Source organism: Pseudomonas sp. (genome assembly GCF_049590575.1).
GTDB lineage: Bacteria > Pseudomonadota > Gammaproteobacteria > Pseudomonadales > Pseudomonadaceae > Aquipseudomonas.
Genome location: NZ_JBAWDE010000218.1, coordinates 1 through 23,526 on the forward strand (window position 1 = coordinate 1; position 23,526 = coordinate 23,526).

The 23,526-nt window shown below is 62.4% G+C and carries 23 protein-coding genes and 1 riboswitch; of the genes, 5 read left to right on the plus strand and 18 right to left on the minus strand.

The genetic code is table 11. The features are described from left to right. The 8 genes from cobT to cobO all read right to left on the minus strand — a co-directional run. Window positions 1-954, minus strand: a 954-nt coding sequence (cobT, locus tag WBR57_RS14380) for a nicotinate-nucleotide--dimethylbenzimidazole phosphoribosyltransferase (protein ID WP_424084384.1), incomplete at its 3' end; no start/stop codon positions are given. Continuing rightward, the gene (gene cobU, locus WBR57_RS14385; RefSeq protein WP_424084385.1) at window positions 951-1,472 is read right to left on the minus strand and encodes a bifunctional adenosylcobinamide kinase/adenosylcobinamide-phosphate guanylyltransferase; all 522 of its coding nucleotides are present in this window, start codon (window positions 1,470-1,472) and stop codon (window positions 951-953) included. The genes cobU and cobT, both read right to left, overlap by 4 nt. 73 nt (window positions 1,473-1,545) lie before the next feature. Continuing rightward, window positions 1,546-2,997 (minus strand): cobyric acid synthase, encoded by a 1,452-nt coding sequence (locus tag WBR57_RS14390; RefSeq protein ID WP_424084386.1) that lies wholly within the window; start codon window positions 2,995-2,997, stop codon window positions 1,546-1,548. Beyond that, window positions 2,994-3,983, minus strand: a complete 990-nt coding sequence (gene cobD / locus WBR57_RS14395) for a threonine-phosphate decarboxylase CobD (protein WP_424084387.1) — start codon at window positions 3,981-3,983, stop codon at window positions 2,994-2,996. The genes WBR57_RS14390 and cobD overlap by 4 nt, the downstream gene beginning before the upstream one ends. Continuing rightward, window positions 3,976-4,884 carry an adenosylcobinamide-phosphate synthase CbiB gene (gene cbiB / locus WBR57_RS14400; RefSeq protein WP_424084388.1) on the minus strand — a complete coding sequence of 303 codons (909 nt, stop codon included), beginning with the start codon at window positions 4,882-4,884 and terminating at the stop codon, window positions 3,976-3,978. Before cbiB ends, cobD begins: the two co-directional genes overlap by 8 nt. Beyond that, the gene (gene bluB / locus WBR57_RS14405; RefSeq protein WP_424084389.1) at window positions 4,881-5,531 is read right to left on the minus strand and encodes a 5,6-dimethylbenzimidazole synthase; all 651 of its coding nucleotides are present in this window, start codon (window positions 5,529-5,531) and stop codon (window positions 4,881-4,883) included. Before bluB ends, cbiB begins: the two co-directional genes overlap by 4 nt. After that, on the minus strand, window positions 5,524-6,846 hold the full coding sequence (locus WBR57_RS14410; protein ID WP_424084390.1) for a cobyrinate a,c-diamide synthase: 1,323 nt from the start codon (window positions 6,844-6,846) through the stop codon (window positions 5,524-5,526). Before WBR57_RS14410 ends, bluB begins: the two co-directional genes overlap by 8 nt. Then, on the minus strand, window positions 6,843-7,454 hold the full coding sequence (gene cobO, locus WBR57_RS14415; RefSeq protein WP_424084391.1) for a cob(I)yrinic acid a,c-diamide adenosyltransferase: 612 nt from the start codon (window positions 7,452-7,454) through the stop codon (window positions 6,843-6,845). The genes WBR57_RS14410 and cobO overlap by 4 nt, the downstream gene beginning before the upstream one ends. Before the next feature lie 80 nt (window positions 7,455-7,534). Further along, window positions 7,535-7,785, minus strand: a riboswitch (cobalamin riboswitch). A gap of 99 nt (window positions 7,786-7,884) precedes the next feature. Between cobO and WBR57_RS14420 the strand changes: the two genes are divergently transcribed. Beyond that, window positions 7,885-9,198, plus strand: a complete 1,314-nt coding sequence (locus WBR57_RS14420) for a PQQ-dependent sugar dehydrogenase (protein WP_424084392.1) — start codon at window positions 7,885-7,887, stop codon at window positions 9,196-9,198. A gap of 130 nt (window positions 9,199-9,328) precedes the next feature. Here the strand turns inward: WBR57_RS14420 and WBR57_RS14425 are convergent, their stop codons facing one another. From WBR57_RS14425 to WBR57_RS14445, 5 genes are all read right to left on the minus strand, one after another. Next, the gene (locus WBR57_RS14425) at window positions 9,329-9,868 is read right to left on the minus strand and encodes a C40 family peptidase (RefSeq protein WP_424084393.1); all 540 of its coding nucleotides are present in this window, start codon (window positions 9,866-9,868) and stop codon (window positions 9,329-9,331) included. A 144-nt stretch (window positions 9,869-10,012) separates the two neighbouring features. Then, entirely contained in the window at window positions 10,013-10,642 is a 630-nt protein-coding gene (locus WBR57_RS14430; RefSeq protein WP_424084394.1) for a C40 family peptidase, read from the minus strand. A gap of 209 nt (window positions 10,643-10,851) precedes the next feature. After that, a complete protein-coding gene (hda, locus tag WBR57_RS14435; RefSeq protein ID WP_058422138.1) occupies window positions 10,852-11,556 on the minus strand; it encodes a DnaA regulatory inactivator Hda in 705 nt (234 codons plus the stop codon). A 202-nt stretch (window positions 11,557-11,758) separates the two neighbouring features. Continuing rightward, entirely contained in the window at window positions 11,759-12,832 is a 1,074-nt protein-coding gene (locus WBR57_RS14440; protein ID WP_424084395.1) for an AI-2E family transporter, read from the minus strand. Window positions 12,833-12,875: 43 nt separating this feature from the next. Then, window positions 12,876-13,916, minus strand: a complete 1,041-nt coding sequence (locus tag WBR57_RS14445) for a DUF2066 domain-containing protein (protein WP_424084396.1) — start codon at window positions 13,914-13,916, stop codon at window positions 12,876-12,878. A 355-nt stretch (window positions 13,917-14,271) separates the two neighbouring features. Between WBR57_RS14445 and purM the strand changes: the two genes are divergently transcribed. From purM to WBR57_RS14465, 4 genes are all read left to right on the plus strand, one after another. Then, window positions 14,272-15,330, plus strand: coding sequence for a phosphoribosylformylglycinamidine cyclo-ligase (purM, locus tag WBR57_RS14450; protein WP_424084397.1), 1,059 nt, complete (start codon window positions 14,272-14,274; stop codon window positions 15,328-15,330). Next, window positions 15,330-15,980 carry a phosphoribosylglycinamide formyltransferase gene (gene purN / locus WBR57_RS14455; RefSeq protein WP_424084398.1) on the plus strand — a complete coding sequence of 217 codons (651 nt, stop codon included), beginning with the start codon at window positions 15,330-15,332 and terminating at the stop codon, window positions 15,978-15,980. Before purM ends, purN begins: the two co-directional genes overlap by 1 nt. An 8-nt stretch (window positions 15,981-15,988) precedes the next feature. Next, complete coding sequence (locus WBR57_RS14460; RefSeq protein WP_424084399.1) at window positions 15,989-16,702, plus strand: DUF3108 domain-containing protein; 714 nt, start codon at window positions 15,989-15,991, stop codon at window positions 16,700-16,702. Window positions 16,703-17,080: 378 nt separating this feature from the next. After that, the gene (locus tag WBR57_RS14465) at window positions 17,081-17,269 is read left to right on the plus strand and encodes a hypothetical protein (RefSeq protein ID WP_003175379.1); all 189 of its coding nucleotides are present in this window, start codon (window positions 17,081-17,083) and stop codon (window positions 17,267-17,269) included. Between the two features lie 98 nt (window positions 17,270-17,367). Here WBR57_RS14465 and WBR57_RS14470 read toward each other — a convergent pair whose 3' ends face one another. The 5 genes from WBR57_RS14470 to cysM form a co-directional block, all read right to left on the minus strand. Further along, window positions 17,368-17,913, minus strand: coding sequence for a DUF2058 domain-containing protein (locus WBR57_RS14470; RefSeq protein ID WP_028617375.1), 546 nt, complete (start codon window positions 17,911-17,913; stop codon window positions 17,368-17,370). A 25-nt stretch (window positions 17,914-17,938) separates the two neighbouring features. Beyond that, a complete protein-coding gene (gene mazG, locus WBR57_RS14475) occupies window positions 17,939-18,772 on the minus strand; it encodes a nucleoside triphosphate pyrophosphohydrolase (RefSeq protein ID WP_424084407.1) in 834 nt (277 codons plus the stop codon). Beyond that, a complete protein-coding gene (gene relA, locus WBR57_RS14480) occupies window positions 18,772-21,015 on the minus strand; it encodes a GTP diphosphokinase (RefSeq protein ID WP_424084400.1) in 2,244 nt (747 codons plus the stop codon). The genes mazG and relA overlap by 1 nt, the downstream gene beginning before the upstream one ends. 136 nt (window positions 21,016-21,151) lie before the next feature. Next, window positions 21,152-22,504, minus strand: a complete 1,353-nt coding sequence (gene rlmD, locus WBR57_RS14485; protein ID WP_424084401.1) for a 23S rRNA (uracil(1939)-C(5))-methyltransferase RlmD — start codon at window positions 22,502-22,504, stop codon at window positions 21,152-21,154. Further along, the gene (gene cysM, locus WBR57_RS14490; protein ID WP_424084402.1) at window positions 22,504-23,406 is read right to left on the minus strand and encodes a cysteine synthase CysM; all 903 of its coding nucleotides are present in this window, start codon (window positions 23,404-23,406) and stop codon (window positions 22,504-22,506) included. Before cysM ends, rlmD begins: the two co-directional genes overlap by 1 nt. Between the last annotated feature and the right edge of the window lie 120 nt (window positions 23,407-23,526).

Consider the following 23,526-nt stretch of genomic DNA (forward strand, 5'->3'; position numbering starts at 1 on the left):
GCCTTCGCCCAGGCGCAGGCCAAGTTCCAGCAGCGGCTGCGCGTCGAGGCTTTGCAGCACATGGCGATGGCCAGGCTCGGCGCCCCGATGGCCGAACATCAACCACGCGTGACAAGCCGGGTTCAAGCGCGTGGCGACCAACGCGGCAACGGTGCAGATAAACCCATCCACCAGCACCACAATGCCTTCCTGAGCGCAGGCCAGATAAGCACCCACCAGGGCCGCAATTTCAAAACCGCCGAGATTGAACAGGGTGTGCAGCGCATCCCCACGCTGGGCGGCGTGCAAGGCCAGCGCGCGCTCGATCACCGCCACTTTATGGCTGACACCCTCGGCGTTCAGCCCCGTGCCCGGCCCGGTGAGGTCACTGACCTGGCACCCCAGCAACGCACACGCCAGCGCACTGGCGGCGGTGGTGTTGCCGATGCCCATCTCGCCGCCAATAAACAGCTGCGCGCCGCTTTCCCGGGCGCGCAACACGCTGTCACGTCCGGCGTGCAGGGCCAACCGCCCCTGCGCTTCGGTCATGGCCGGGCCGTTGACGAAATTCGCCGTGCCCGCGCCGATGTTCAAGTGGCGCACACCGGGCAAGTCCAGAGACGGAGTCACAGTGCCAAGATCGACCACTTCCAACTGCGCATCCAGCTGCCGCGCCAACACACTGATGGCCGCACCGCCGCTGACAAAGTTGAGCAGCATCTGCCCGGTCACTGCCTGGGGATAGGCGGATACACCCTCCGCCACCACCCCGTGGTCACCGGCAAAGATCGCAATCCACACCTGGTCGACCGAGGGTTTGACCCGGCCCTGCAGGCCGGCCAACTGCACCGCCAGGGTTTCCAGCTGACCCAGAGAACCGGCAGGTTTAGTCAATTGCTGCTGGCGCGCCAGTGCGTTTTCGTACGCTTGTGCGTCGATCGCCTTACAAAGGTTGAGCCACCAGGTGTCAGTCATAACGCAGTACCTTTCAAAGTCAGGGGCAGGCCGGCAACCGTCAGGACAACACGCTGACACCGCTCGGCCAAGGCTTGATGCAGCCAACCGGCTTCATCCACATAGCGGCGAGTCAATTCGCCCAGCGGCACGACACCCAGACCGGTCTCGTTGCTGACAAAAATAATCTCCCCCGGCAACACGGCCAGGGTTTCCAGCAATTGATCGCGCTCGAAGGCCAGCCGTTCGGCGTCTTCGAGCATCAGCAGGTTGGTCAGCCACAGGGTCAGGCAATCCACCAACAGGCAGTGACCGGTCGCCGCGTTTTCGCGCAGTACCCGCGCCAGTTCGACGGGCTCTTCGATCAAGCCCCAATGCTCGGGGCGACGCTCGCGATGCAAGGCGACACGCGCATTCATCTCGCCATCCAGCGGCTGGCTGGTGGCGATATAGATGACGGGCAACGCGCTATCGGCGGCGAGCTTTTCCGCCAGGCGACTTTTGCCGGAACGGGCGCCGCCGAGGATCAACTGATACATGGGAAGGCACCTTTTTCGGCCAGTCGATAAATTGAGGTGCGCCCGCTCCCACACTTGGATCGTGTGCACACCTTCAAATCCCACATAGTTCGCGCAACAACTGCGTATCCAGATGGTTCTCCACCAAATCCGCCAGGCGCTCGATGTCGCGTTCGCGCAATGCGTGGTAATCCACTTCCTGCACAGCCTGCAACCCGGCCCAGCGCAGCAACGCGCTGCACGCCGCCGGGGTCTCGAACAGACCATGCAGATACGTGCCGAGAATCTGCCCGTCCGCACTTTGCGCACCGTCACTGCGGCCATCGTCCAAAACCACCGCCGCTCGAGACAATGCATCGCCGGACGTCACGCCTGCATGAATCTCATACCCGCTGACCTCAGCATCCTCGAGCAACAAACGCCCGCGCACATTGCGCAGTTGCTTCTCTTCTTCCAATGTCGTGCTGAACGCCAGCAGCCCCAGGCCGTCGCTCGACCCAGCGGCCCCTTCCAGCCCCAGCGGGTCATGCACCTGCTCGCCGAGCATCTGCAGCCCGCCACAAATCCCCAGCACCTTGCCGCCATAACGCAAATGCCGCGCCACGGCGGTGTCCCAGCCATTGGCGCGCAGATACGCGAGGTCACTGCGCACGCTTTTCGAGCCCGGCAGAATGATCAGGTCGGCTGCCGGAATCGGCTGGCCCGGCCCGATGAACTGCAAATCCACCTGGGGATGCAGGCGCAGCGGGTCGAAATCCGTATGGTTGCTGATGCGCGGCAACACTGGCACCACGACCTTGAGCACCTGTGCGGCCTTGTCGGTCTGGCGTCGGTCGATGCCGTCTTCGGCTTCCAGATGCAGGTCCATCACGTAGGGCAACACGCCCACCACCGGTTTGCCGGTGCGTGCTTCGAGCCAGTCCAGGCCCGGCTGCAACAGCGCGATATCGCCGCGAAAACGGTTGATGATGAAACCTTTGACCCGCGCCTGTTCGCTGGGGGACAGCAGCTCCAGGGTGCCGACCAGGTGCGCGAATACGCCGCCGCGATTGATGTCGGCGATCAGCAATACAGGGCAGTCCACCGCCTCGGCGAAGCCCATATTGGCAATGTCATTGGCGCGCAGGTTGATCTCCGCCGGGGAGCCCGCGCCTTCGACCATCACCACCGGGTAGGCCGCGCTCAACCGCGCGTGGGAGGCCAGTACCGCCTGCATGGCGATGGCTTTGTAGTCGTGGTAGGCCACGGCGTTCATGCTGGTCACGGCGCGGCCGTGGATGATTACTTGGGAACCGGTGTCGCTGTTGGGTTTGAGCAACACCGGGTTCATGTCGGTGTGCGGCGCCAGGTTGGCGGCCTGGGCCTGCACCGCCTGGGCGCGGCCGATCTCGCCACCTTCGGCGGTCACGGCGCTGTTGAGCGCCATGTTCTGCGGCTTGAACGGCGCCACCGCCACGCCCTGGCGCACCAGCCAGCGGCACAACGCGGTCACTAACGTGCTTTTACCCGCATCGGAGGTGGTGCCTTGCACCATCAGCGTACTCATGCCGCTTCCTTATAAGCGCCCAGCGCTGCGTCGAGGCGCAGCCAGTCGGCTTCGGTGTCCGGCAGGCCGAAGCGCAGGCTGCTGTCGTGAACAAACAGGCGCAGCAGAATGCCGCGCTGGGCCATGAATTCGTGCATGCGCTCGGCATGCGGGGTGATCAACCATTGGAACAAGGCGCAGCCGCCGTGGGGTTGAAAACCATGGCGTTCAAGCAACGTGAACAAGCGCTGGCCGGCCTCGATGCAGCGCGCGCGCTGCCGCGCTTGCCCGGCCGTATCGCGCAGGCATACCTGGCCAAGCACCCGTGTCGGCCCGCTGACCGCCCAGGGCCCGACCTGCTCGGCGAGCAACTTGAGCAGCTTGCGTTCGGCCAGCACAAAGCCCAGCCGCACCCCGGCCAGGCCGAAGAACTTGCCGAACGAGCGCAACACAATCAGCCCGACCTGATGCGCCTGGCTTGCCAGGCTCAATAGCGGGGTCACGTCCATAAAGGCTTCGTCGACCACCAGCCAGCCGCCGCGCTGCGCCAGGCGGGTGTGCCAGTCGAGCAGGCGTTGCGGGGGCAGGCTCAGGCCAGTGGGGTTGTTAGGGTTGACGACTACCAGCACGTCGAGGCCATCAAGGAAGAAATCGACTTCCTGCTCCTGCACCTCGCGCACCACATAACCGGCACGGCGCCAGGCTTCCGCGTGCTCGGCGTAACACGGCGACAACACGCCGACCTTGCCCGCGCGGCGCAGGCGCGGCAGCAACTGGATCGCCGCCTGGGAGCCGGCTACCGGCAACACGTGCGCGGCGCCGTAATAGTCGCTGGCGGCTTGTTCCAGGCCGTCGTCGGTTTCCGGCAAGCGCGCCCAGGCGCGCAGCGGGATCTCGGGGATCGGCCATGGCCACGGCGCAAGGCCGCTGGACAGGTCGAGCCAATCGGCTTCGGCAATCCCGTACTGGATCGCTGCCTTGCGCAGCCGGCCACCGTGTTCAAGCATAGAATTGCGCCCCCGCACATAGGATCAGCAGCCATAACCATACGCCGCGCTGCACCAGTTGCCAGCCCCGGTCGATGGCGTCGGCGTCCGCCGCCGGGCCTTCGCCCAGTGGCGGGCGCTGGTGCACTTCGCCGTGATAGATCGCCGCGCCCCCCAGCTCGACACCCAGCGCCCCGGCACCGGACGCCATGACCGGCCCAGCGTTGGGGCTGTCCCAGGTCGGGCCCTGGGTGCGCCAGCACCTGATCGCCAGGCGGGTTTTACCGAGCACGGCGTAGGTCAATGCCACCAGGCGTGCAGGAATGTAGTTCAGCACATCGTCGATTTTTGCCGCGGCCCAGCCGAAGCGTTCGAAGCGTTCGTTGCGATAGCCCCACATCGCGTCGAGGGTGTTGCTCAGGCGGTAGAGCACCACGCCCGGCACACCGGCGACCACAAACCAGAAAATCGCGGCGAACACCGCATCGCTGCCGTTTTCCAGCACCGATTCGGTGGCCGCGCGTGCGACTTCGGTGCGGTCCAGCTCGCTGGTCTGGCGGCTGACCAGGTAGCTCACGCGTTTGCGCGCTTCTTCCAGGTCATCGCTGCGCAGCGCCTGGGCCACCGGAATCACGTGTTCGCCAAGGCTGCGCATACCCAACGCCAAGTACAGCGCGAGGATCTCCAGCACCCAGCCGATATACGGCGCCCACGACAAGGCGGTGGCCAGCAGGGTCAACGGCACCACGGCGATCACCCACGCGGTCACGCCATGGCTGCGCCAGCCGCGGCCACCGGTATTGAAACGTTGCTCGATGCGCCCGGCAAAATTGCCGAACGCCACCAGCGGATGCCAGCGCCTGGGCTCACCCAGCAGCGCATCCAGCGCCACCGCAGCGACACACAGCAAGGCCACACTCATTGACTCACTCCCCACACATTCTCATACAACATGTCACTCAACGGCCGCGGTTCGGTCCAGCCTTCGAGCTGCAACATCGGTGCCGGGTAGAACTCGGCGACAGGCCCCAGGCACAACACCGCCAGGGGTTTCGCGCCGGGCGGCAGGCCCAGCAGGTCGGCCAGCGCCTGGGGCTCGAACAGCGAGACCCAGCCCATGCCCAGCCCTTCGACGCGGGCTGCCAGCCATAGATTCTGGATCGCACAGGACAGCGAGGCCATGTCCATTTCCGGCAAGGTGCGGCGCCCGAAGATGTGCCGCTCACGGTCGTCCATCAGCGCCGCCACCAGCACTTCGGCGCAGTCGTGGATGCCTTCGACCTTGAGCTTCATGAATTCATCGGACCGTTCGCCCAAGGCCTCGGCGGTGCGTACGCGCTCTTCTTCCACCAGTTGCTGAATCTGCCCACGCAATTGGCGGTCGCTGATGCGGATAAACCGCCACGGTTGCATCAAACCGACGCTGGGCGCCTGGTGCGCGGCCTGGAGCACGCGGTGCAGCAATTCGGGCGCGACACTGCCGCCGCTGAAGTGACGCATGTCGCGGCGTTCGGCGATGGCGCGGTAGACGGCGTCGCGGTCGGCTTGGGGAAAAGCATTGTCAGTCATGGTGCAGGACTTGCTCGAGGTCTGGCGCAAACAGCGCGGCGATCGCCCGCGGATTGGACGGAAAATAAAAGTGCACGTAGGACGCCGTCATCCGCCCCTGGCGATACACCGCCTCGGCACCGCGCCCGCCATTCGGGCTGAGGCCACGGGCAATCGGCTGCCATTCGGTACTGGTCAGGGAATGGTGATAAGTGTGCCCGCGCAACACGCCTTCCGGCAGTTCGACGCTTTGCAAGGCCAAGGCCGCGAGCTTCTTTTGCATCACCGCATGGCCTTGCAGCAGACCGACCAGTTCAGCGCGTTTGCCGTCGACGTCGGTCAGCGAATCGAGCAGGTAGAGCATGCCGCCGCATTCGGCGAGCAAGGGTTTGCCGGCCGCGTGATGGGCACGGATGGCGGCGAGCATCGAGGTGTTTTCCGACAGCGCCTGGTGGTGCAGTTCCGGGTAACCGCCGGGCAGGTACAGGCTGTCGGCGTCGGGCAATTCACGGTCGTGGATCGGCGAGAAGAAATGCAACTCGGCGCCCATCGCCCGCAACAGGTCGAGGCTGGCGCCGTAGGTGAAGGCAAACGCTTCGTCACGGGCCACGGCAATGCGCACACCGGCCAGCAACGGTTCGGCCGCGATCACTTCAGGCGCGGCGAAGGTCACCGGTGGCGGCACTGCGACTTCACAACTGCTGCCCAGGGCCTGGGCGGCGGCGTCCAGGCGCACGTCGAGGTCGTTCAGCTCACTCGCCTGCACCAGGCCAAGGTGGCGGCTGGGCAATTCGATGCCGGTCTCTCGGGACAGCGCGCCGTACCAACGCAGGCCTTCGGTCAGGCTGCCTTCCAGCAGTTGCGCGTGGCGCAGGGTGCCAACGCGGTTGGCCAGCACCCCGGCAAATGGCAGGTCCGGCTGATAACGCGCCAGGCCCAGGGCCAGGGCACCGAAGGTCTGGGCCATGGCCGTGCCGTCGATCACGCCCAGCACCGGTACGCCGAAGTGCCGCGCCAGGTCCGCACTCGATGGCGTGCCGTCGAACAGGCCCATCACGCCTTCGATCAGGATCAGGTCGGCCTCCCCCGCCGCTTCCCACAGCAAGCGGCGGCTCTCTTGCTCGCCGACCATCCACATGTCCAATTGATACACCGGTGCACCGCTGGCGCGCTCGTGAATCATCGGGTCAAGAAAGTCCGGCCCGCATTTGAACACGCGCACTTTGCGCCCCAGGTTGCGGTGCAAACGGGCAAGCGCGGCGGTGACCGTGGTTTTGCCCTGGCCGGACGCCGGTGCGGCGATCAACACGGCCGGGCAATGACGGGACGGGTTCAAAGTTCGACGCCCTTCTGTGCCTTGATACCGGCCTGGAACGCGTGCTTGAGCATGCCCATTTCGGTGACGGTGTCGCCCATTTCAATCAATTCAGGCTTGGCGCCACGGCCAGTGACCACCACGTGCTGCATCGGCGGGCGGGCTTGCAGGTCGCTGAGCACCTGGTCCAGGTCGAGGTAGCCGTGCTTGAGGGCGATGTTCAGCTCGTCCAGCACCACCAGGCCTATCGACGGTTCTTGCAGCAATTCACGCGAAACCGCCCAGGCTGCTTCGGCGGCGGCGATGTCGCGCTGGCGGTCCTGGGTTTCCCAGGTGAAGCCTTCGCCCATCACGTGAAAGCGGACTTGCTCGGGGAAACGGCGGAAAAACAACTCCTCGCCAGTGCTGTTGCGCCCTTTGATGAATTGCACCACGCCGCACTGCATGCCGTGGCCCATGGCCCGGGCAAGCATGCCGAACGCCGAGCTGCTTTTGCCTTTGCCGTTGCCGGTCAGCACCAGCAGCAGGCCGCATTCGTTGGGGGAGTTGGCGATACGCTCGTCGATCACGGCTTTTTTGCGCAGCATGCGCGCCAGGTGGCGGTCGTCGCGGTCGGGGGAATCAGTCATGGCAGCGCTCCGTTGGGGCTGGACAAAAACGGCGGGCAGGAAAAAGGAAAAAACAGACAGCCAAGCATCGCCCACCGTGATGCTGTTGGATGAACCAGGCCGGTCTCCGGGCTCATGAGTGGCGCTTGCTTTCTAGAGCGAGCAGGCCGACGGCGCGCCTTCCCATATCACCTGGATACAGTGGCAAAAGGCGCCGTGTTGACTCATTTACCGTTGCGGGGGCAGCGCCGGAATCGCGGCAGCACTGTGTACAAGTGCGCTCACTCACCGGCTTCCCTGTTTCACTCTGTCGACCCATGGGTCACAGAGCACCTGGAACAAGCCGCGAAGGTTAGTGGGTTGGGGGTGGAGCGTCAATTAAAGCTGGCCCTGGACTTGAACCATCGCACCGCCGCCCTCCTCTACCCTTACAGGTATCAAGGAGAACACCATGCATAAAACCAGACTCGCCCTACTCATCATGCTCGCCGGCACCCTCGCCGCCTGCGGTGAAAGCTCTACCCTGCAGGTCGCCGATGGCACCGGGCCCTCGCCCAAGCTGCCGGAACCGAACAAGACCCTGATCCCCACCGTGAACATCGCCCCGGCCATCGGCTGGCCCGACGGCGCCAAGCCAACGGCCGCCGTCGGCACCCAAGTGGCAGCGTTCGCGGAGGGCCTGGATCATCCGCGCTGGCTGTATGTGCTGCCCAATGGCGACGTGCTGGTGGCGGAAACCAATGCGCCGCCTAAACCCGACGATTCCAAGGGCATTCGTGGCTGGGTCATGGAGAAGGTCATGGGCCGCGCCGGTGCCGGCGTCCCGAGCCCGAACCGCATCACCCTGCTGCGCGATGCCGACCATGACGGCGTGGCCGAGACCCGCACGGTATTCCTGGAAAACCTCAACTCGCCGTTTGGCATGACGCTGGTCGGTAACGACCTGTACGTGGCCGACTCGGACAAACTGCTGCGCTTTCCCTATCAGCCGGGTGAAACCGCGATCAAGCAAGCCGGCACCAAAGTCGTCGACCTGCCCGGCGGCAGCATTAACCACCACTGGACCAAGAACGTGGTGGCCAGCAAGGACGGCAGCAAGCTGTATGTGAGCGTCGGCTCCAACAGCAACGTCGGCGAAAACGGCCTTGAAGCGGAACAAGGCCGGGCGGCTATCTGGGAAGTCGACCGCGCCAGCGGCGAGCACCGCATTTTCGCCTCAGGCCTGCGCAACCCCAACGGCATGGCCTGGGAGCCGCAAAGCGGCAAGCTGTGGACCGCGGTGAACGAGCGCGATGAAATCGGCAGTGACTTGGTGCCCGACTACATCACCTCGGTCAAGGATGGCGCGTTCTACGGCTGGCCCTTCAGCTATTACGGCCAGCATGTGGATGTGCGCGTGACACCGCAGAACCTGGACCTGGTGGCCAAGGCCATCGCGCCGGACTACGCAGTGGGCCCGCACACGGCGTCCCTCGGGCTGACGTTTGCCGAGGGCAGTAAACTCCCGGCGCAGTTCAGCAACGGCGCGTTTATCGGCCAGCATGGTTCGTGGAACCGCAAACCGCACAGCGGCTACAAGGTAATTTTCGTACCGTTCGAGGGTGGGCAGCCTAAAGGGCAACCGGTGGACGTGCTGACCGGGTTCCTCGACAAGGATGAGAAAGCCATGGGCCGGCCGGTGGGCGTGGTGATTGATCAGCAAGGGGATTTGCTGGTGGCGGATGATGTGGGGAACAAGGTGTGGCGGGTTTCGGCGGCTAAATAACTCAGCTCAAGCACGCCACAAAACACTGTGGGAGCGGGCTTGCTCGCGAATGCGGTGTCAGTCACAACTCTATCGACTGGCAATCCGCCTTCACGGGCAAGCCCGCTCCCACCTGTGCATCTCTATCTACTCAGGGATTGCGCGCCAGATTCGCTGGCAGCACACGCTTGGCGCTGAGGTAAGCATTCTGCCAATAGGCTTTGGACAAGGTATCCAGCTTCACCGTACCGCCGGTTTGCGGCGCGTGTACAAAGCGGCCTTCCCCCACGTAGATCCCGGCGTGGCTGACCTGCGAGCCGCCGCCGGTGGCGAAGAACAGCAGGTCGCCGGTTTGCAGGTTTTGCTCGCTCACATCCTGGGCGCGCATCACGATCAGTTCACGCGTGGTACGCGGCAGGGAAATCCCGGCAGCATCGCGGAATACAAAGCCGATCAGGCCACTGCAATCGAAACCCGAGTCCGGCGTATTGCCACCCCAACGGTAAGGCGTGCCGACCAGGCCCAGCGCGCGGAAGAGCACGTCTTCGGCAGCAGGCGAGAAATTCTGGGTGGAATAGTTGAACACCGGCTTAGGCTTGACCGCGACAGGCGCGGGCGGCGGTGGACGACTTGCACAGGCGCTGAGCAGCGCGGCGCAAAGAATAAGAAACAGACGGGCCGAGGTCGACATGTGCAGAACAATCCTGGTCTGGATGCGGCTTTCGCTGCCGAACGCTGAAAACCAGAACGCGCAAGCAAAGCTCGCGCGAACGGATTACAACAATGTCCAGGGATTCTAGCGCTTACACGTCAAACTTCAAGTATCACTTTAAGTTTACTTGCTAGCGGTAACCGTAGTCGGGGCCATGGCGAGTGCACGCTTGGCTTCGATGAAGGTTTTGCTCCAGTAGCTGTCACCCAGGTTGTCGACTCGAACACCGCCACTGCGACGGCTGCTGGAGTGGATAAACTGGTTATCGCCCAGGTAGATACCGGCATGGCTGACACGACCACGACCCGCTGTACTGAAGAAAAGCAGATCACCGGGCTTGAGGTTGTTGCGCGCGACCAACGGTGCATTCACGTTGATCATTTCGCGAGTGGAGCGTGGCAGGTTCATGCCAGCTTCTTCACGAAACAGGTAGCCGATGAAACCGCTGCAGTCGAAACCGGCTTCGGAGGTGCCGCCGAAACGGTAACGGGTACCGATCAGGGACATGCCGCGTTCGAGGATGCTGTCGGCCAGAACTGGAAGCTGGTAAGGCTTGTTGCCGCCAAAGCTGGCCAGTTCTTTCTCGGTTGCAACTTCTTCCTCATAAACAGTGGAAGACTGCGCCGCAACGAATTTTGCCTGATTTTGAACCTGTGGTTTTTGCTGTTCTGCCACCTGTTGAGGGTGGGAGGCGCAACCAAACAACAGGGTAACGAGTGCGAGAGGCACGAGGGGTGCGAAGCGATTTAGCATGGGCACGACCGTGGCTGGTATGTAAAGAAGTCGAGACTATGCCCACTATCACATCGATTTGCAAATTCAATCGTGATCTATGTGACTTCGCGATTGGACTATGACATCTAAGCCGTAATTCCATTTTTAGCTTCAAATGCGTAGCCAGGCTGGCTCAAACGCAGGTTTTCTGACGCCTGTAAATTGCCGAATCCTACAAATTCAACAACTTACCAACCCAAAGTCTCTTTCAAGAAAGGGATCGTCAATTTTCGTTGCGCTTGCAGCGAGGCCTGATCGAGCTGTTCGAGCAAATCGAACAACGCGCTCATGCTGCGGGTGCCACGGGTGAGGATAAAGTGCCCCACCTCGTCGGTGAGGTGCAGGCCGCGACGCGATGCGCGTAACTGCAGGGCGCGCAATTTGTCTTCGTCGGACAAGGGCCGCATCTGGAAGATCAGCGCCAGGGTCAGGCGCGACTTGAGGTCAGCCAGCTTTACCGGCAATTCGCGTGGCGAGGTGGACGCTGCAATCAGCAGGCGCCGGCCGCTGTCACGCAAGCGGTTGAACAGATGAAACAGCGCCTCTTCCCACTCTGCCTTGCCGGCAATCGCCTGCAGGTCGTCCAGGCATACCAGCTCGTACTGCTCAAGGTGGTCGAAGATGCCGATCCCACGGTCCATCAGCTCGGCCAGTGGCAGGTAAACCGCCGGCTCGCCCATCTGTTCGAAACGCAGGCACGCTGCCTGCAACAGGTGAGTACGCCCTACGCCGTGCTTGCCCCACAGATAGATCAGGCTTTCGGTCCACCCGGCGTCGGCTTCGCAGAGCCGCTCGACATAGCCGAGTGCAGCGGCATTGGCGCCTGGGTAGTAATTGATAAAGGTAGCGTCATCACGCAGACGCACACCTAAGGGCAGCTGAATCGGTTTCATGCTGGCTGAACGGCTCCAAACGAACCGTTAGTGGCCTCTGTGTAAAGTTTGCAAAGTTTATACCCGTGACGCCGGGCGCACAATGCAGCAGACCACAAGCAAAATCAAAGGTTTGCGTTAACTTGTTGGATTTGCGCAAATTGTTTGACACCCACGCCGAGAAACAACAAACCCGGCCTTGGCCGGGTTTGTGATGAACAGATTACAAATCCGGGTCTTCAACCCCCGTATACACATCCGAATCCTTGTACAGATCGTGCACGTGGCGCACCAGCACCATGATCACCGCCGCCACCGGCAGCGCCAGCAGGATGCCGGTAAAGCCAAACAACTCACCGCCCGCCAGGATCGCAAAGATCACCGCCACCGGGTGCAGGCCAATCCGGTCGCCTACCAGCAATGGCGTGAGCACCATGCCTTCCAGGGCCTGGCCCACCATGAATACCGCGACAATCCCGAGCATCGGGTACAGGTCGCCGCCAAACTGGAACAACCCCGCCACCAACGCCGCGCCGATACCGATCACGAAGCCCATATACGGCACGATGGCAGCCAGGCCGGCGATCAGGCCGATCAACAGGCCCAGCTCCAGGCCGATCGCCATCAAGCCTGCCGCGTAGATGACGCCTAGGGCCAGCATCACCAGCAACTGGCCACGCACGAAAGCCCCCAGCACTTCATGGCACTCTTGCGCCAGGGAGACGATACGCTCTTCACGGTCACGCGGCAGCAGGCTGCGGATCTTCGCCATCATCACGTCCCAGTCACGCAACAGGTAGAACGCCACCACCGGGATCAGCACCAGGTTGGTCAGCCAGCCGATCAACGCGAGGCTGGAGGCCGTGGCCTGGCTGAGCACCACCCCGACGATATCGGTGGTCTGGCCCATATGCTCGCTGATCGCAGCCTTGACCTTGTCGAACTTCCAGAAGCCGTCCGCCAGCCCCAGCTTGGCCTGGGCCCACGGCATTGCCGTGTGCTGCAGCCAATCGAGCATTTGCGGTGCCAGCTCGTACAGACGCAACAGTTGCTTGGCCAGCATCGGCACCAGCACCAGCACCAAGGCCGTGATGATCAACGTGAACAAGGCAAACACCGCCACCACACCCAAGGTGCGCGACAGGCCGGCTTTCTCCAGGCGATCCACCACGGGATCGAACAGATAAGCGAGCAGTAACGCCACCAGGAACGGCGTCAGGATCGAATGCAGCAAGAACACAAACACGCACAGCAGGACAATCCCGCCAAGCCACACCCAACGACGCGTATCCGCCATAAACCACTCCATCAGTCTTTGCTTCTATATATAGGAAGAACGATTACCAACGAAAACGCAGCTGCGCCTGCGGTTCAGGTGCCACCGCCGGCTGCGTGCCATCGACCACCGGTTGCTGGGCCGGCGCTTCGCCTGCCGGCACCTCCTGCAACTTGGCCAGGCTCAACTGAGTACGCAACTGCTCGGCACTGCCGTTCACGCGATACACGATGCGATTGCCATCGACCCACTGCGGCTGACCACCGAACGGCTCCAGCAGATGGCCCAACGCGGCATAGCGCTCCAGCGTCATGCCCTGCACTTCCAGCAACTGCTCGGCGCTCACACCAGGCTTGACCGCAAAGCGCGGCGCCAATTTCTGGCTGACGGCCAGCAACACAGCATCGGCCACGGCGGCGGTGTCCGCGCCTTGGGCGGTGCCCTGCTCGCTCTTGTCACCCAGCCACAGGCGCCATTTGGCCTGCCATTGGTTGCCTTCCTGGCGCGCATGCACGGCAAGCAAGGCATCGGCGCCGTAGCGCTCGGAGGCCGCGCGCAATGGCGTGGCGTCGGCACTTTCCAGATTCGGGGCGGTGGCGACCACTTGTTCATCCAGGTCGCCCAATGGCAGGCGCAACGGCAAGCCACGGTGTTGCGCGGCACGGCGCAGCGCTGCCGCGACGGTTTGGCCATCGCCCACCAGGCTGCTGCCTTCGGTGGAGTCGTTCAGCCACCAGCCCAGGATCGACGGGCGATTGCTGCCCCAGATCGACAGGCCGGCGCCACGCAACGCGCGATCGGTGCTGACCGGGTCGAAATCCACTTGCAGGCTTTCCGGCGGGCCGGCGTCGTAGCCGTACTGGCTGATGATTTGCTGCGGGTCCTTGCGAATCGCCGCCAGGCCCGGGCCGTCGGCGGCCTTGGCGTCGCCGGTGAGGCGGATCACCAGGGTTTGCACGGCGCGCTGGGTGGCCTGGTCGCGCTCTTGCGGCGACTGGCTGCTGACCGGTTCAAGCACTTGATAAAGACCATTGAGGGTTTCGGCATGACTCGCCAGGCTGACCAACGATAAGCAGCCTACAAAAAAGAAATTACACAGACGCATGGAAGATTCCCGAACGACAAATTTAGCGGCTGGAACAGACCGCGTGAAATCGGTATAGCCAGGCTGTGACCACGGCGACAACTAAAACATTCACGGGGTCCCGGTAAGTTTTCGCAATGTCAAAACGATAGCGGGTTAAAGGCTATACCTTAATACGCGCGATGGCAGGCTCGATGAGCATTTTTTTAACCGGCTTTTTAACCTATATGGCCCTGCCCGTCGGCCCGAGGATGGCCGCTGCCCCTCAAGCCTGATAAAATCGCGCGCCTTCGCAGACCGTCAACGGCTGGGCCTTTTACCAAAAGCGCCTGCCCGCTCGGTCGTTACCCCTGAATCCCCCCTAAAGGCCTGGATCATGAGCAAGCAACCCTCCCTGAGCTACAAGGACGCCGGTGTAGACATCGACGCCGGTGAAGCATTGGTCGAACGCATCAAGAGCGTCGCCAAGCGCACTGCGCGCCCCGAAGTCATGGGCGGCCTGGGCGGTTTTGGCGCCCTCTGCGAAATCCCGGCCGGCTACAAACAGCCTGTGCTGGTCTCCGGCACCGACGGCGTGGGCACCAAGCTGCGCCTGGCGCTGAACCTGAACAAGCACGACAGCATCGGCATCGACCTGGTCGCCATGTGCGTCAACGACCTGGTGGTGTGCGGCGCCGAGCCGCTGTTCTTCCTGGACTACTACGCCACCGGCAAGCTCAACGTCGAGACCGCTACCCAGGTCGTGACCGGCATCGGCGCCGGCTGCGAACTGTCGGGTTGCTCCCTGGTCGGCGGCGAAACCGCTGAAATGCCAGGCATGTACGAAGGCGAAGACTACGACCTGGCCGGCTTCTGCGTCGGCGTTGTGGAAAAAGCCGAGATCATCGACGGTTCCAAAGTCGCTGCCGGTGACGCCCTGCTGGCCCTGCCATCCTCCGGCCCGCACTCCAACGGCTACTCGCTGATCCGCAAGATCATCGAAGTGTCCGGCGCCGACATCGAAAACATCCAGCTCGACGGCAAGCCGCTGACCGACCTGCTGATGGCCCCGACGCGCATCTACGTCAAGCCACTGCTCAAGCTGATCAAGGACACTGGCGCCGTCAAGGCCATGGCCCACATCACCGGTGGCGGCCTGCTCGACAACATCCCGCGCGTCCTGCCAAAAGGCGCCCAGGCGATTGTCGACGTGGCCAGCTGGACTCGCCCTGCCGTGTTCGATTGGCTGCAAGAGAAAGGCAACGTCAACGAAACCGAGATGCACCGCGTGCTGAACTGCGGCGTGGGCATGGTCATCTGCGTGGCTCAAGAGCACGTTGAAACCGCGCTGAACGTCCTGCGTGAAGCCGGCGAACAGCCTTGGGTCATCGGCCAGATCGCCACCGCTGCGGAAGGCGCGGCGCAGGTTGAACTGAAGAACCTCAAGGCTCACTGATGCCTCAGACCTGTGATGTCGTGGTGCTGCTCTCCGGCACCGGCAGTAACTTGCAGGCCCTGATCGACAGCACGCGCACCGGCGACAGCCCGGTGCGCATCGCCGCGGTGATCTCCAACCGCAGCGACGCCTACGGCCTGCAACGCGCCAGGGACGCGGGTATCGACACCCGCTCGCTGGATCACAAGGCTTTCGAAGGCCGCGAGGCCTTCGACCGCGCCTTGATCGAACTGATCGACGCCTTCAACCCCAAGCTCGTCGTCCTCGCCGGTTTCATGCGCATTCTCAGCGCTGATTTCGTGCGGCATTACCAGGGACGCCTGCTGAATATCCACCCGTCCCTGCTGCCCAAATACAAAGGGTTACACACTCACCAGCGCGCCCTCGAGGCCGGCGACACCGAGCATGGCTGCAGCGTGCACTTTGTCACCGAGGAACTCGATGGCGGGCCTCTGGTCGTACAGGCTGTGGTTCCGGTAGAGTCTGAGGACTCGGCGCAGACCCTTGCGCAACGGGTTCATACCCAGGAACACAGGATTTACCCACTGGCTGTTCGCTGGTTTGCCGAGGGCCGGTTGATTCTTGGCGACCAAGGTGCATTATTGGACGGTCAGTTACTCGCGGCCAGCGGCCACTTGATTCGAACCTAGGAGATTTTATGCGTCGCGCCTTGCTCTTCGCTTTTGCGCTGTTCGCCTTGCCTGCCGTGCAAGCAGCAGACCTACACCCTTTCTCCGTCAGCTACACCGCCGACTGGAAACAGTTGCCCATGAGTGGTTCGGCCGAACGCAGCCTGGCCAAGAATGGCGATGGCTCCTGGACCTTGAATTTCAAGGCTTCCATGATGATCGCCAGCCTCACCGAAACCAGCGTGATCCTGTTTGACAAGGACACCCTGCAACCCAAGAGCTACACCTTCGAACGCGGTGGCCTGGGCAAGGCCAAGAAGATCAACCTGGACTTCGACCAGGCGACCAAGAAAGTCACCGGTTTTGAAAACAAAGACCCGGTCAACGTCGCCCTGCAAAGCGGCATGCTCGACAAATCGACCTACCAGTTGGCGCTGCAGCGTGATGTCGCGGCCGGCAAGAAAAGCATGAGCTACAACGTGGTGGAAGGCACTGACGTCGACACCTACGACTTCCGCGTGATCGGCCCGGAAAAGGTCCAGACCAAGGTCGGCTCCATCGACGCGATCAAGGTTGAGCGCGTGCGTGACCCGACGCAGAGCAAGCGCATCACCCAGATGTGGTTTGCCAAGGACCAGGGCGGCATCCTCGTGGCCCTGCGCCAGGTTGAGACCGACGGCAAGGAATACAACATCATGCTGCAAGACGGCACCGTTGACGGCAAGGCTGTCAAAGGTAGCTGATGCGCTGATGAGTCAAAAAGGAGCCTCGCTGAATGCGGGGCTTTTTTTCGCCTGCTGGTTTTGATGTGAGGTTTCTACCGCTATCGGGGGCAAGCCCCCTCCCACATTTGGAATGCATTTCAAGTGTGGGAGGGGGCTTGCCCCCGATAGCGGCGGTCCGGTCAATACGAAGCTGAAGCCTTACGCCAACATGAAACTTTTGTCATAAAACTCAGCGCCCTGCGACGCAATGTCGCGGTTTATGCGGGCTGCGCGACTGTTGCGTTTGCTGCAATGAATTGTTGCGTGGAAAAACGGTTTACTTAGCAAGCTAACAAAACATATAACAAAGGCCTGCGACGACTTGCCGCAGACCCCACCAGAGATTGGAGCAAGCAGATGACTGTAAAAGTAACTGAACGCGACGACGAACATATGTCCCACGAAGCCTTGGGCCATGGGATTCACATCTGGGATGTACATCAACAAGACTTGCTGGTCGGCATGTTTCACAACGAGAGCGACGCTCATAATTATAAAAACGAGCTCGAGTCGCTTGAGATGAAACGCCAGGCGCAGAGCTCCTGAAACGCTGAAATTGGGTAGGCACCCAGCCCCACACAGCAGCTGGAGTGCCTGCCAATAAAAACCCCGCCTTTTGAGCGGGGTTTTTAGTTTCTACAGCCTTACCACATCAGATCATCCGGGATCTGGTACGCGGCGTACGGATCATCTTCATCCGGCACTTGGCTCTCGGTGAGAATGTTGAGCTGCACGATGCGCTCGGGTGCGCGCTCCTGGATCTTCAGCGCCGCTTCACGCGGGATCACCTCGTAGCCGCCACCATGGTGCACGATCGCCAGGGAGCCGTTGCTCAGCTTGTTACGCATCAGCGTGTTGACCGACAGGCGCTTGACCTTCTTGTCATCCACGAAGTTGTAGTAGTCCTCGGTGGTCAGCTTGGGCAGGCGCGAGGTTTCGATCAATTGCTTGACCTGGGCCGTACGGGCCTTGGCCTCGGCTTTTTCCTGCTGCTGGCGGTTCAGCTCCTGGTCGCGCTTGACCTTTTCGGCGTGCGCCTCGGCAGCCAGGCGTGCCTGGGTGTCATCGGCCTCGATCTGGCCCTTGTGGACCAGGCGCTGCTGCTTCTGTTTCTCTTTGCCGACCTGCTTGGCCTGCTTTTGGTTGACCAGACCTGCTTTGAGCAACTGGTCACGAAGGGAAAGGCTCATGGTGCTTACTCACTTAGGCAACTGCTCAACCGCAGCTGGACACATTCTTTTCCTGACGTTTGGCTTCGCCCCACAGGGCGTCCAACTCTTCGAGGGTGCAATCTTCTATGGGACGGTGGGTGTCGCGCAATGCCTGTTCGATAAATCGGAAACGTCGCTCGAACTTGGCATTGGCGCCACGCAGTGCGGTTTCCGGGTCCACCTTGAGGTGACGGGCCAGGTTGACCGCTGCAAACAGCAGGTCGCCGACCTCGTCTGCAATAGCCGCCGAGTCGTTGTCAGCCATGGCTTCGAGCACTTCATCCAGCTCTTCACGCACGTTATCCACCACCGGCAAGGCCGACGGCCAGTCGAAGCCGACCTGGCTCGCACGCTTTTGCAACTTGGCGGCACGCGACAAGGACGGCAAGGCGGTGGGCACGTCATCCAGCAGGGAAAGCTGCTCGGGTGCGTCGGATTTTTCCGCGCGCTCCTCGGCCTTGATCTGCTCCCAGCGTTCCTTCACCTGCTCTTCGCTGAGCTGCGCAATATCCAGCGGCGCGTACAGGTCACCGGTGGGGAACACGTGCGGATGGCGACGGATCAGCTTGCGCGTAATGCTGTCGATCACCCCGGCGAACTCGAAGCGCCCTTCTTCCCGCGCCAGCTGGCTGTAATACACCACCTGGAACAGCAGGTCGCCCAGTTCACCCTGCAGGTGATCAAAATCGCCGCGCTCGATGGCGTCGGCGACTTCATAGGCTTCCTCGAGGGTATGCGGGACGATGGTCGCGTAGGTCTGCTTGATATCCCACGGGCACCCGTATTGCGGGTCCCGCAGGCGGTTCATCAGGTGCAGCAAGTCTTCAAGCGAATACATCATGGTGTGCGGTTACGCCGTGTCTCGATGATGTTCGGCAACTGGGAAATCCGCCCCAGCAGCCGCCCCAGTGCGTCCAGCCCCGGAATCTCGATGGTCAGGGACATCAGCGCGGTGTTGTCCTCTTTGTTCGAGCGGGTGTTGACCGCCAGTACGTTGATCCGCTCGTTGAGCAGCACTTGCGACACGTCACGCAGCAAACCGGAACGGTCGTAGGCGCGGATGATGATGTCCACCGGGTAGGTGAGCACCGGCACCGGGCCCCAGCTGACCTGGATGATCCGCTCCGGCTCGCGCCCGCCTAGCTGCAGCACCGAGGCGCAGTCCTGGCGGTGAATGCTCACGCCGCGGCCCTGGGTGATGTAGCCGACGATAGCATCCCCCGGCAACGGCTGGCAGCAACCGGCGATCTGCGTCATCAGGTTGCCGACACCCTGGATCTGGATATCGCCGCGCTTGCCGGGCTTGTAGCCGGTGGCTTTGCGCGGGATCAGCTCCAACTGCTCGCTGCCGCGCTCCGGCTCGACCAGTTGCTGGGCCAGGTTGACCAGTTGCGCCAGGCGCAGGTCGCCGGCACCGAGGGCGGCGAACATGTCTTCGGCGATCTTCATATTGGCTTTTTCGGCCAACTTGTCGAAGTCCACTTGAGGCAGGCCCAGGCGCGCCAGTTCGCGTTCAAGCAAGGTTTTACCGGCCGCGACGTTCTGGTCGCGCGCCTGCAATTTGAACCAGTGAACGATCTTCGCCCGTGCACGCGACGTGGTGATGTAGCCCAGGTTCGGGTTCAGCCAGTCGCGGCTCGGCGTGCCGTGCTTGCTGGTGATGATCTCGACCTGTTCACCGGTTTGCAGGCTGTAGTTGAGCGGCACGATGCGCCCATTGATCTTCGCGCCACGGCAGTTGTGGCCGATCTCGGTGTGCACGCGGTAGGCAAAGTCCAACGGCGTGGCGCCCTTGGGCAAGTCGATGGCGTGGCCATCGGGGGTGAAGATGTAGACCCGGTCCGGCTCAATGTCGACGCGCAGCTGTTCGGCGAGGCCGCCGATGTCGCCGAGCTCTTCGTGCCATTCGAGCACTTGGCGCAGCCAGGAGATTTTCTCTTCGTACTGGTTGGACCCGGCCTTGACGTCGGTGCCCTTGTAGCGCCAGTGCGCGCACACCCCCAGCTCGGCCTCTTCGTGCATGGCGTGGGTGCGGATCTGCACTTCGAGCACCTTGCCCTCGGGGCCGATCACGGCGGTATGCAGCGAGCGGTAGCCGTTTTCCTTGGGGTTGGCGATGTAGTCGTCGAATTCCTTGGGGATGTGCCGCCACAGGGTGTGGACGATGCCCAGCGCGGTATAGCAGTCGCGCATTTCCGGCACCAGCACGCGCACCGCACGCACGTCGTAGATCTGGCTGAAGGCCAGGCCCTTGCGCTGCATTTTGCGCCAGATGGAATAGATGTGTTTGGCCCGGCCGCTGATGTCGGCGTCGACCCCGGTTGCCTGCAACTCACTGCGCAACTGGCCCATCACATCGGAGATGAAGCGCTCACGGTCGAGCCGCCGCTCGTGCAGCAGCGTGGCAATCTGTTTGTATTGATCGGGTTCGAGGTAGCGGAAGGACAAGTCCTCCAGCTCCCACTTGATATGGCCGATGCCCAGGCGGTGGGCGAGTGGCGCGTAGATGTCGAACACCTCGCGGGCCACGCGGTTGCGCTTCTCGTCGTCGGCGGTCTTCACCGCACGGATCGCGCAGGTGCGCTCGGCCAGCTTGATCAGCGCGACGCGTACGTCGTCGACCATCGCCACGAGCATTTTGCGCAGGTTTTCGACCTGGCCCTGGGTGCCCAGCACCATCGACTGGCGCGGGCTGAGGCTGGCGCTGATAGCGGCCATGCGCAGCACGCCGTCGATCAGTTTGGCCACTACCGAACCGAAACGCTGGCCAACCGTGGCGAGCGGAATATGCCCTTCACGCACGCCGCGATAGAGCACGGCGGCGATCAGCGAATCCTGGTCCAGCTTGAGATCGGCGAGGATCTCGGCGATTTCCAACCCGGTGCGAAAGCTGGAAGTGCCTTCGGCCCACAGGTTCTTGGCCGCATTGTCTTGCTGTTCAGACTCACGAGCGAACTCGCAGGCTGCTTTCAAGGCTTCACGGTCCAGTGCCGGGTCGACACTGATGGCATGATCCAGCCATGCCTCGAGATTGATACTGCCGTCGGTATTGATCGGCTGGTGTGCTCTCACCTGTACCATCTTGCTTACCTTCCCTACGACGCACCTTTGATGCGCCAAAAATCATCGCTGACCTGCTTTATCACTAAAGCTTGAACACACTCCCTGGCAGGTCACGGCCCTGGAGAATGCAGGCCAGTCGGATTAAACGGGCATCCTAGCCCGCTTCAAATAACGCCATCGCCTCGACATGCGCTGTTTGCGGAAACATGTCGAGGATCCCGGCACGTTTTAGCCGGTAGCCTTGCTTGACCAACTCAACCGTGTCCCGCGCCAGCGTGGCCGGGTTGCAGGACACATACACCAGGCGCTTGGCCCCCAAGGCGGCGAGCTTGCGCACGACCTCCAGGGCACCATCGCGGGGTGGGTCCAAGAGTACCGCAGAAAAGCCCTGTTTGGCCCATTCCGCGTCGGTCAAAGGCTGGGACAAATCGGCCTGAAAAAACTCTACGTTATGCAAATTGTTGCTGACGGCGTTCAATGCCGCCCGGTCCACCATGGTCTGTACGCCTTCCACCGCCACCACTTCGCGCACGTGGCGGGCGAGTGGCAGGGCAAAGTTGCCCAGGCCGCAAAACAGGTCCAGCACCCGTTCATCGGGTTGAGGCGCCAGCCATTCCAGGGCTTGGGCGATCATCGCCGCGTTGACCCCGGCGTTGACCTGCACGAAATCTCCCGGCCGGTAAGCCAGCGCCAGATCCCACTGTTCCAAGCGAAACCCCAGCACCGAATCGACCTCGACCGGTTCCGGCGGGCCCTCGCCCTGCAGCCACAATTGGGCGTCATGGAAAGCACAAAATTCTTTCAACACCTGCAAGTCCGCTTCCGACAGTGGCGCCATATGCCGCAGCAACACGGCAATGGCCGTACCACTGAACAACTCCACATGCCCCAGGGCCTGAGGTTTGCTCAGGCGACGCAACATGTTCGGCAGGCGCTGCATGATCGGTTGCAAGGCCTGTACCAGCACCGGGCAATCAGCGATGGCGACGATGTCCTGGCTGGCCACGGCACGAAAACCCACTTCGAGGTTTTTCGCCTTGGCATCCCAGCGCACGGCCACGCGGGCGCGACGACGGTAGCCGAATTCCGGCCCGCTCAACGGTGCGGCCCACGCTTGCGGTTCGACGCCTGCCACGCGGGACAGTTGCTCGGCGAGCATGCGCTGTTTCAGGGCAAGTTGTTCGTCATGGGGCAGGTGTTGCACGCTGCAACCGCCGCAGCGGCCGAAGTGCGCACAGGGCGCCGGGCGACGCAGTTCGCTGGCCTTGAACACGCGCTCGGTGCGGGCCTCGACCACTTTGCCGTGGGCGCCCAGCACGCGCGCTTCGACTTCTTCACCGGCGAGCGCGCCATTGACGAACCAGGTGCGGCCTTCAAAGAACACAATGCCGCGGCCATCATTGGCCAGGCGCTCGATGGTCAGGCGTTGTTTCTTGCCGACCGGAATCTGCGGGGCCCGGCTACCGCCCGTCGGCTGGAAGCGCAGGCCTCTCTCATGCTTGGCCATCAGTTGGGTTCGTCGAAGATGCCGGTCGACAGGTAGCGGTCGCCTCGGTCACAGATGATCGCGACGATCACCGCGTTTTCCACTTCCTTGGACAAGCGCAACATGCCGGCCACGGCGCCACCGGAGGACACGCCACAGAAGATGCCTTCCTCACGCGCCAGCCGGCGGGTGGTGTCTTCGGCTTCACGCTGGGCCATGTCGATGATGCGGTCCACGCGCGTCGCGTTGTAGATTTTCGGCAGATACTCCTGCGGCCAACGGCGGATGCCGGGGATCGCCGAGCCTTCCATGGGTTGCAGGCCGACAATCTGAATCTCGGGATTCTGCTCCTTGAGGTAGCGCGAATTGCCCATGATGGTGCCGGTGGTGCCCATGGAGCTGACGAAATGGGTGATGGTGCCCTGGGTCTGGCGCCAGATTTCCGGGCCGGTGCTGGTGTAATGCGCCTCGGGGTTATCGCCGTTGGCGAACTGGTCCAGCACCAGGCCACGGCCTTCGGCGGCCATGCGCTCGGCGAGGTCGCGGGCGCCTTCCATGCCTTCTTCCTGAGTAACCAGGATTAACTCGGCGCCATAGGCGGTCATCGCCGCCTTGCGCTCGGCGCTGCCGTTGTCGGGCATGATCAGCACCATCTTGTAACCCTTGATGGCCGCGGCCATGGCCAGGGCGATCCCGGTATTACCGGAGGTGGCTTCGATCAGGGTGTCGCCGGGTTTGATCTGCCCGCGCAACTCGGCGCGGGTGATCATCGACAGCGCCGGGCGGTCTTTTACCGAGCCGGCCGGGTTGTTCCCTTCGAGCTTGAGCAACAGGGTATTGCTGGTTTCACCCGCCATGCGTTGCAAGCGGACCAGGGGCGTGTTGCCGACGCAATCGGCGATTGTAGGGTACTGCAAGGTCATGGCGTATTCGCAATCCAGACTGCGGGGGCGAACATCATACCGGGAAAGCCTGGCGCGCCATATCACGCAAAGTGCGGTGCTTATGGCTTAAAGGCATAAGCAAGGAAGGTGGTGGCTGAG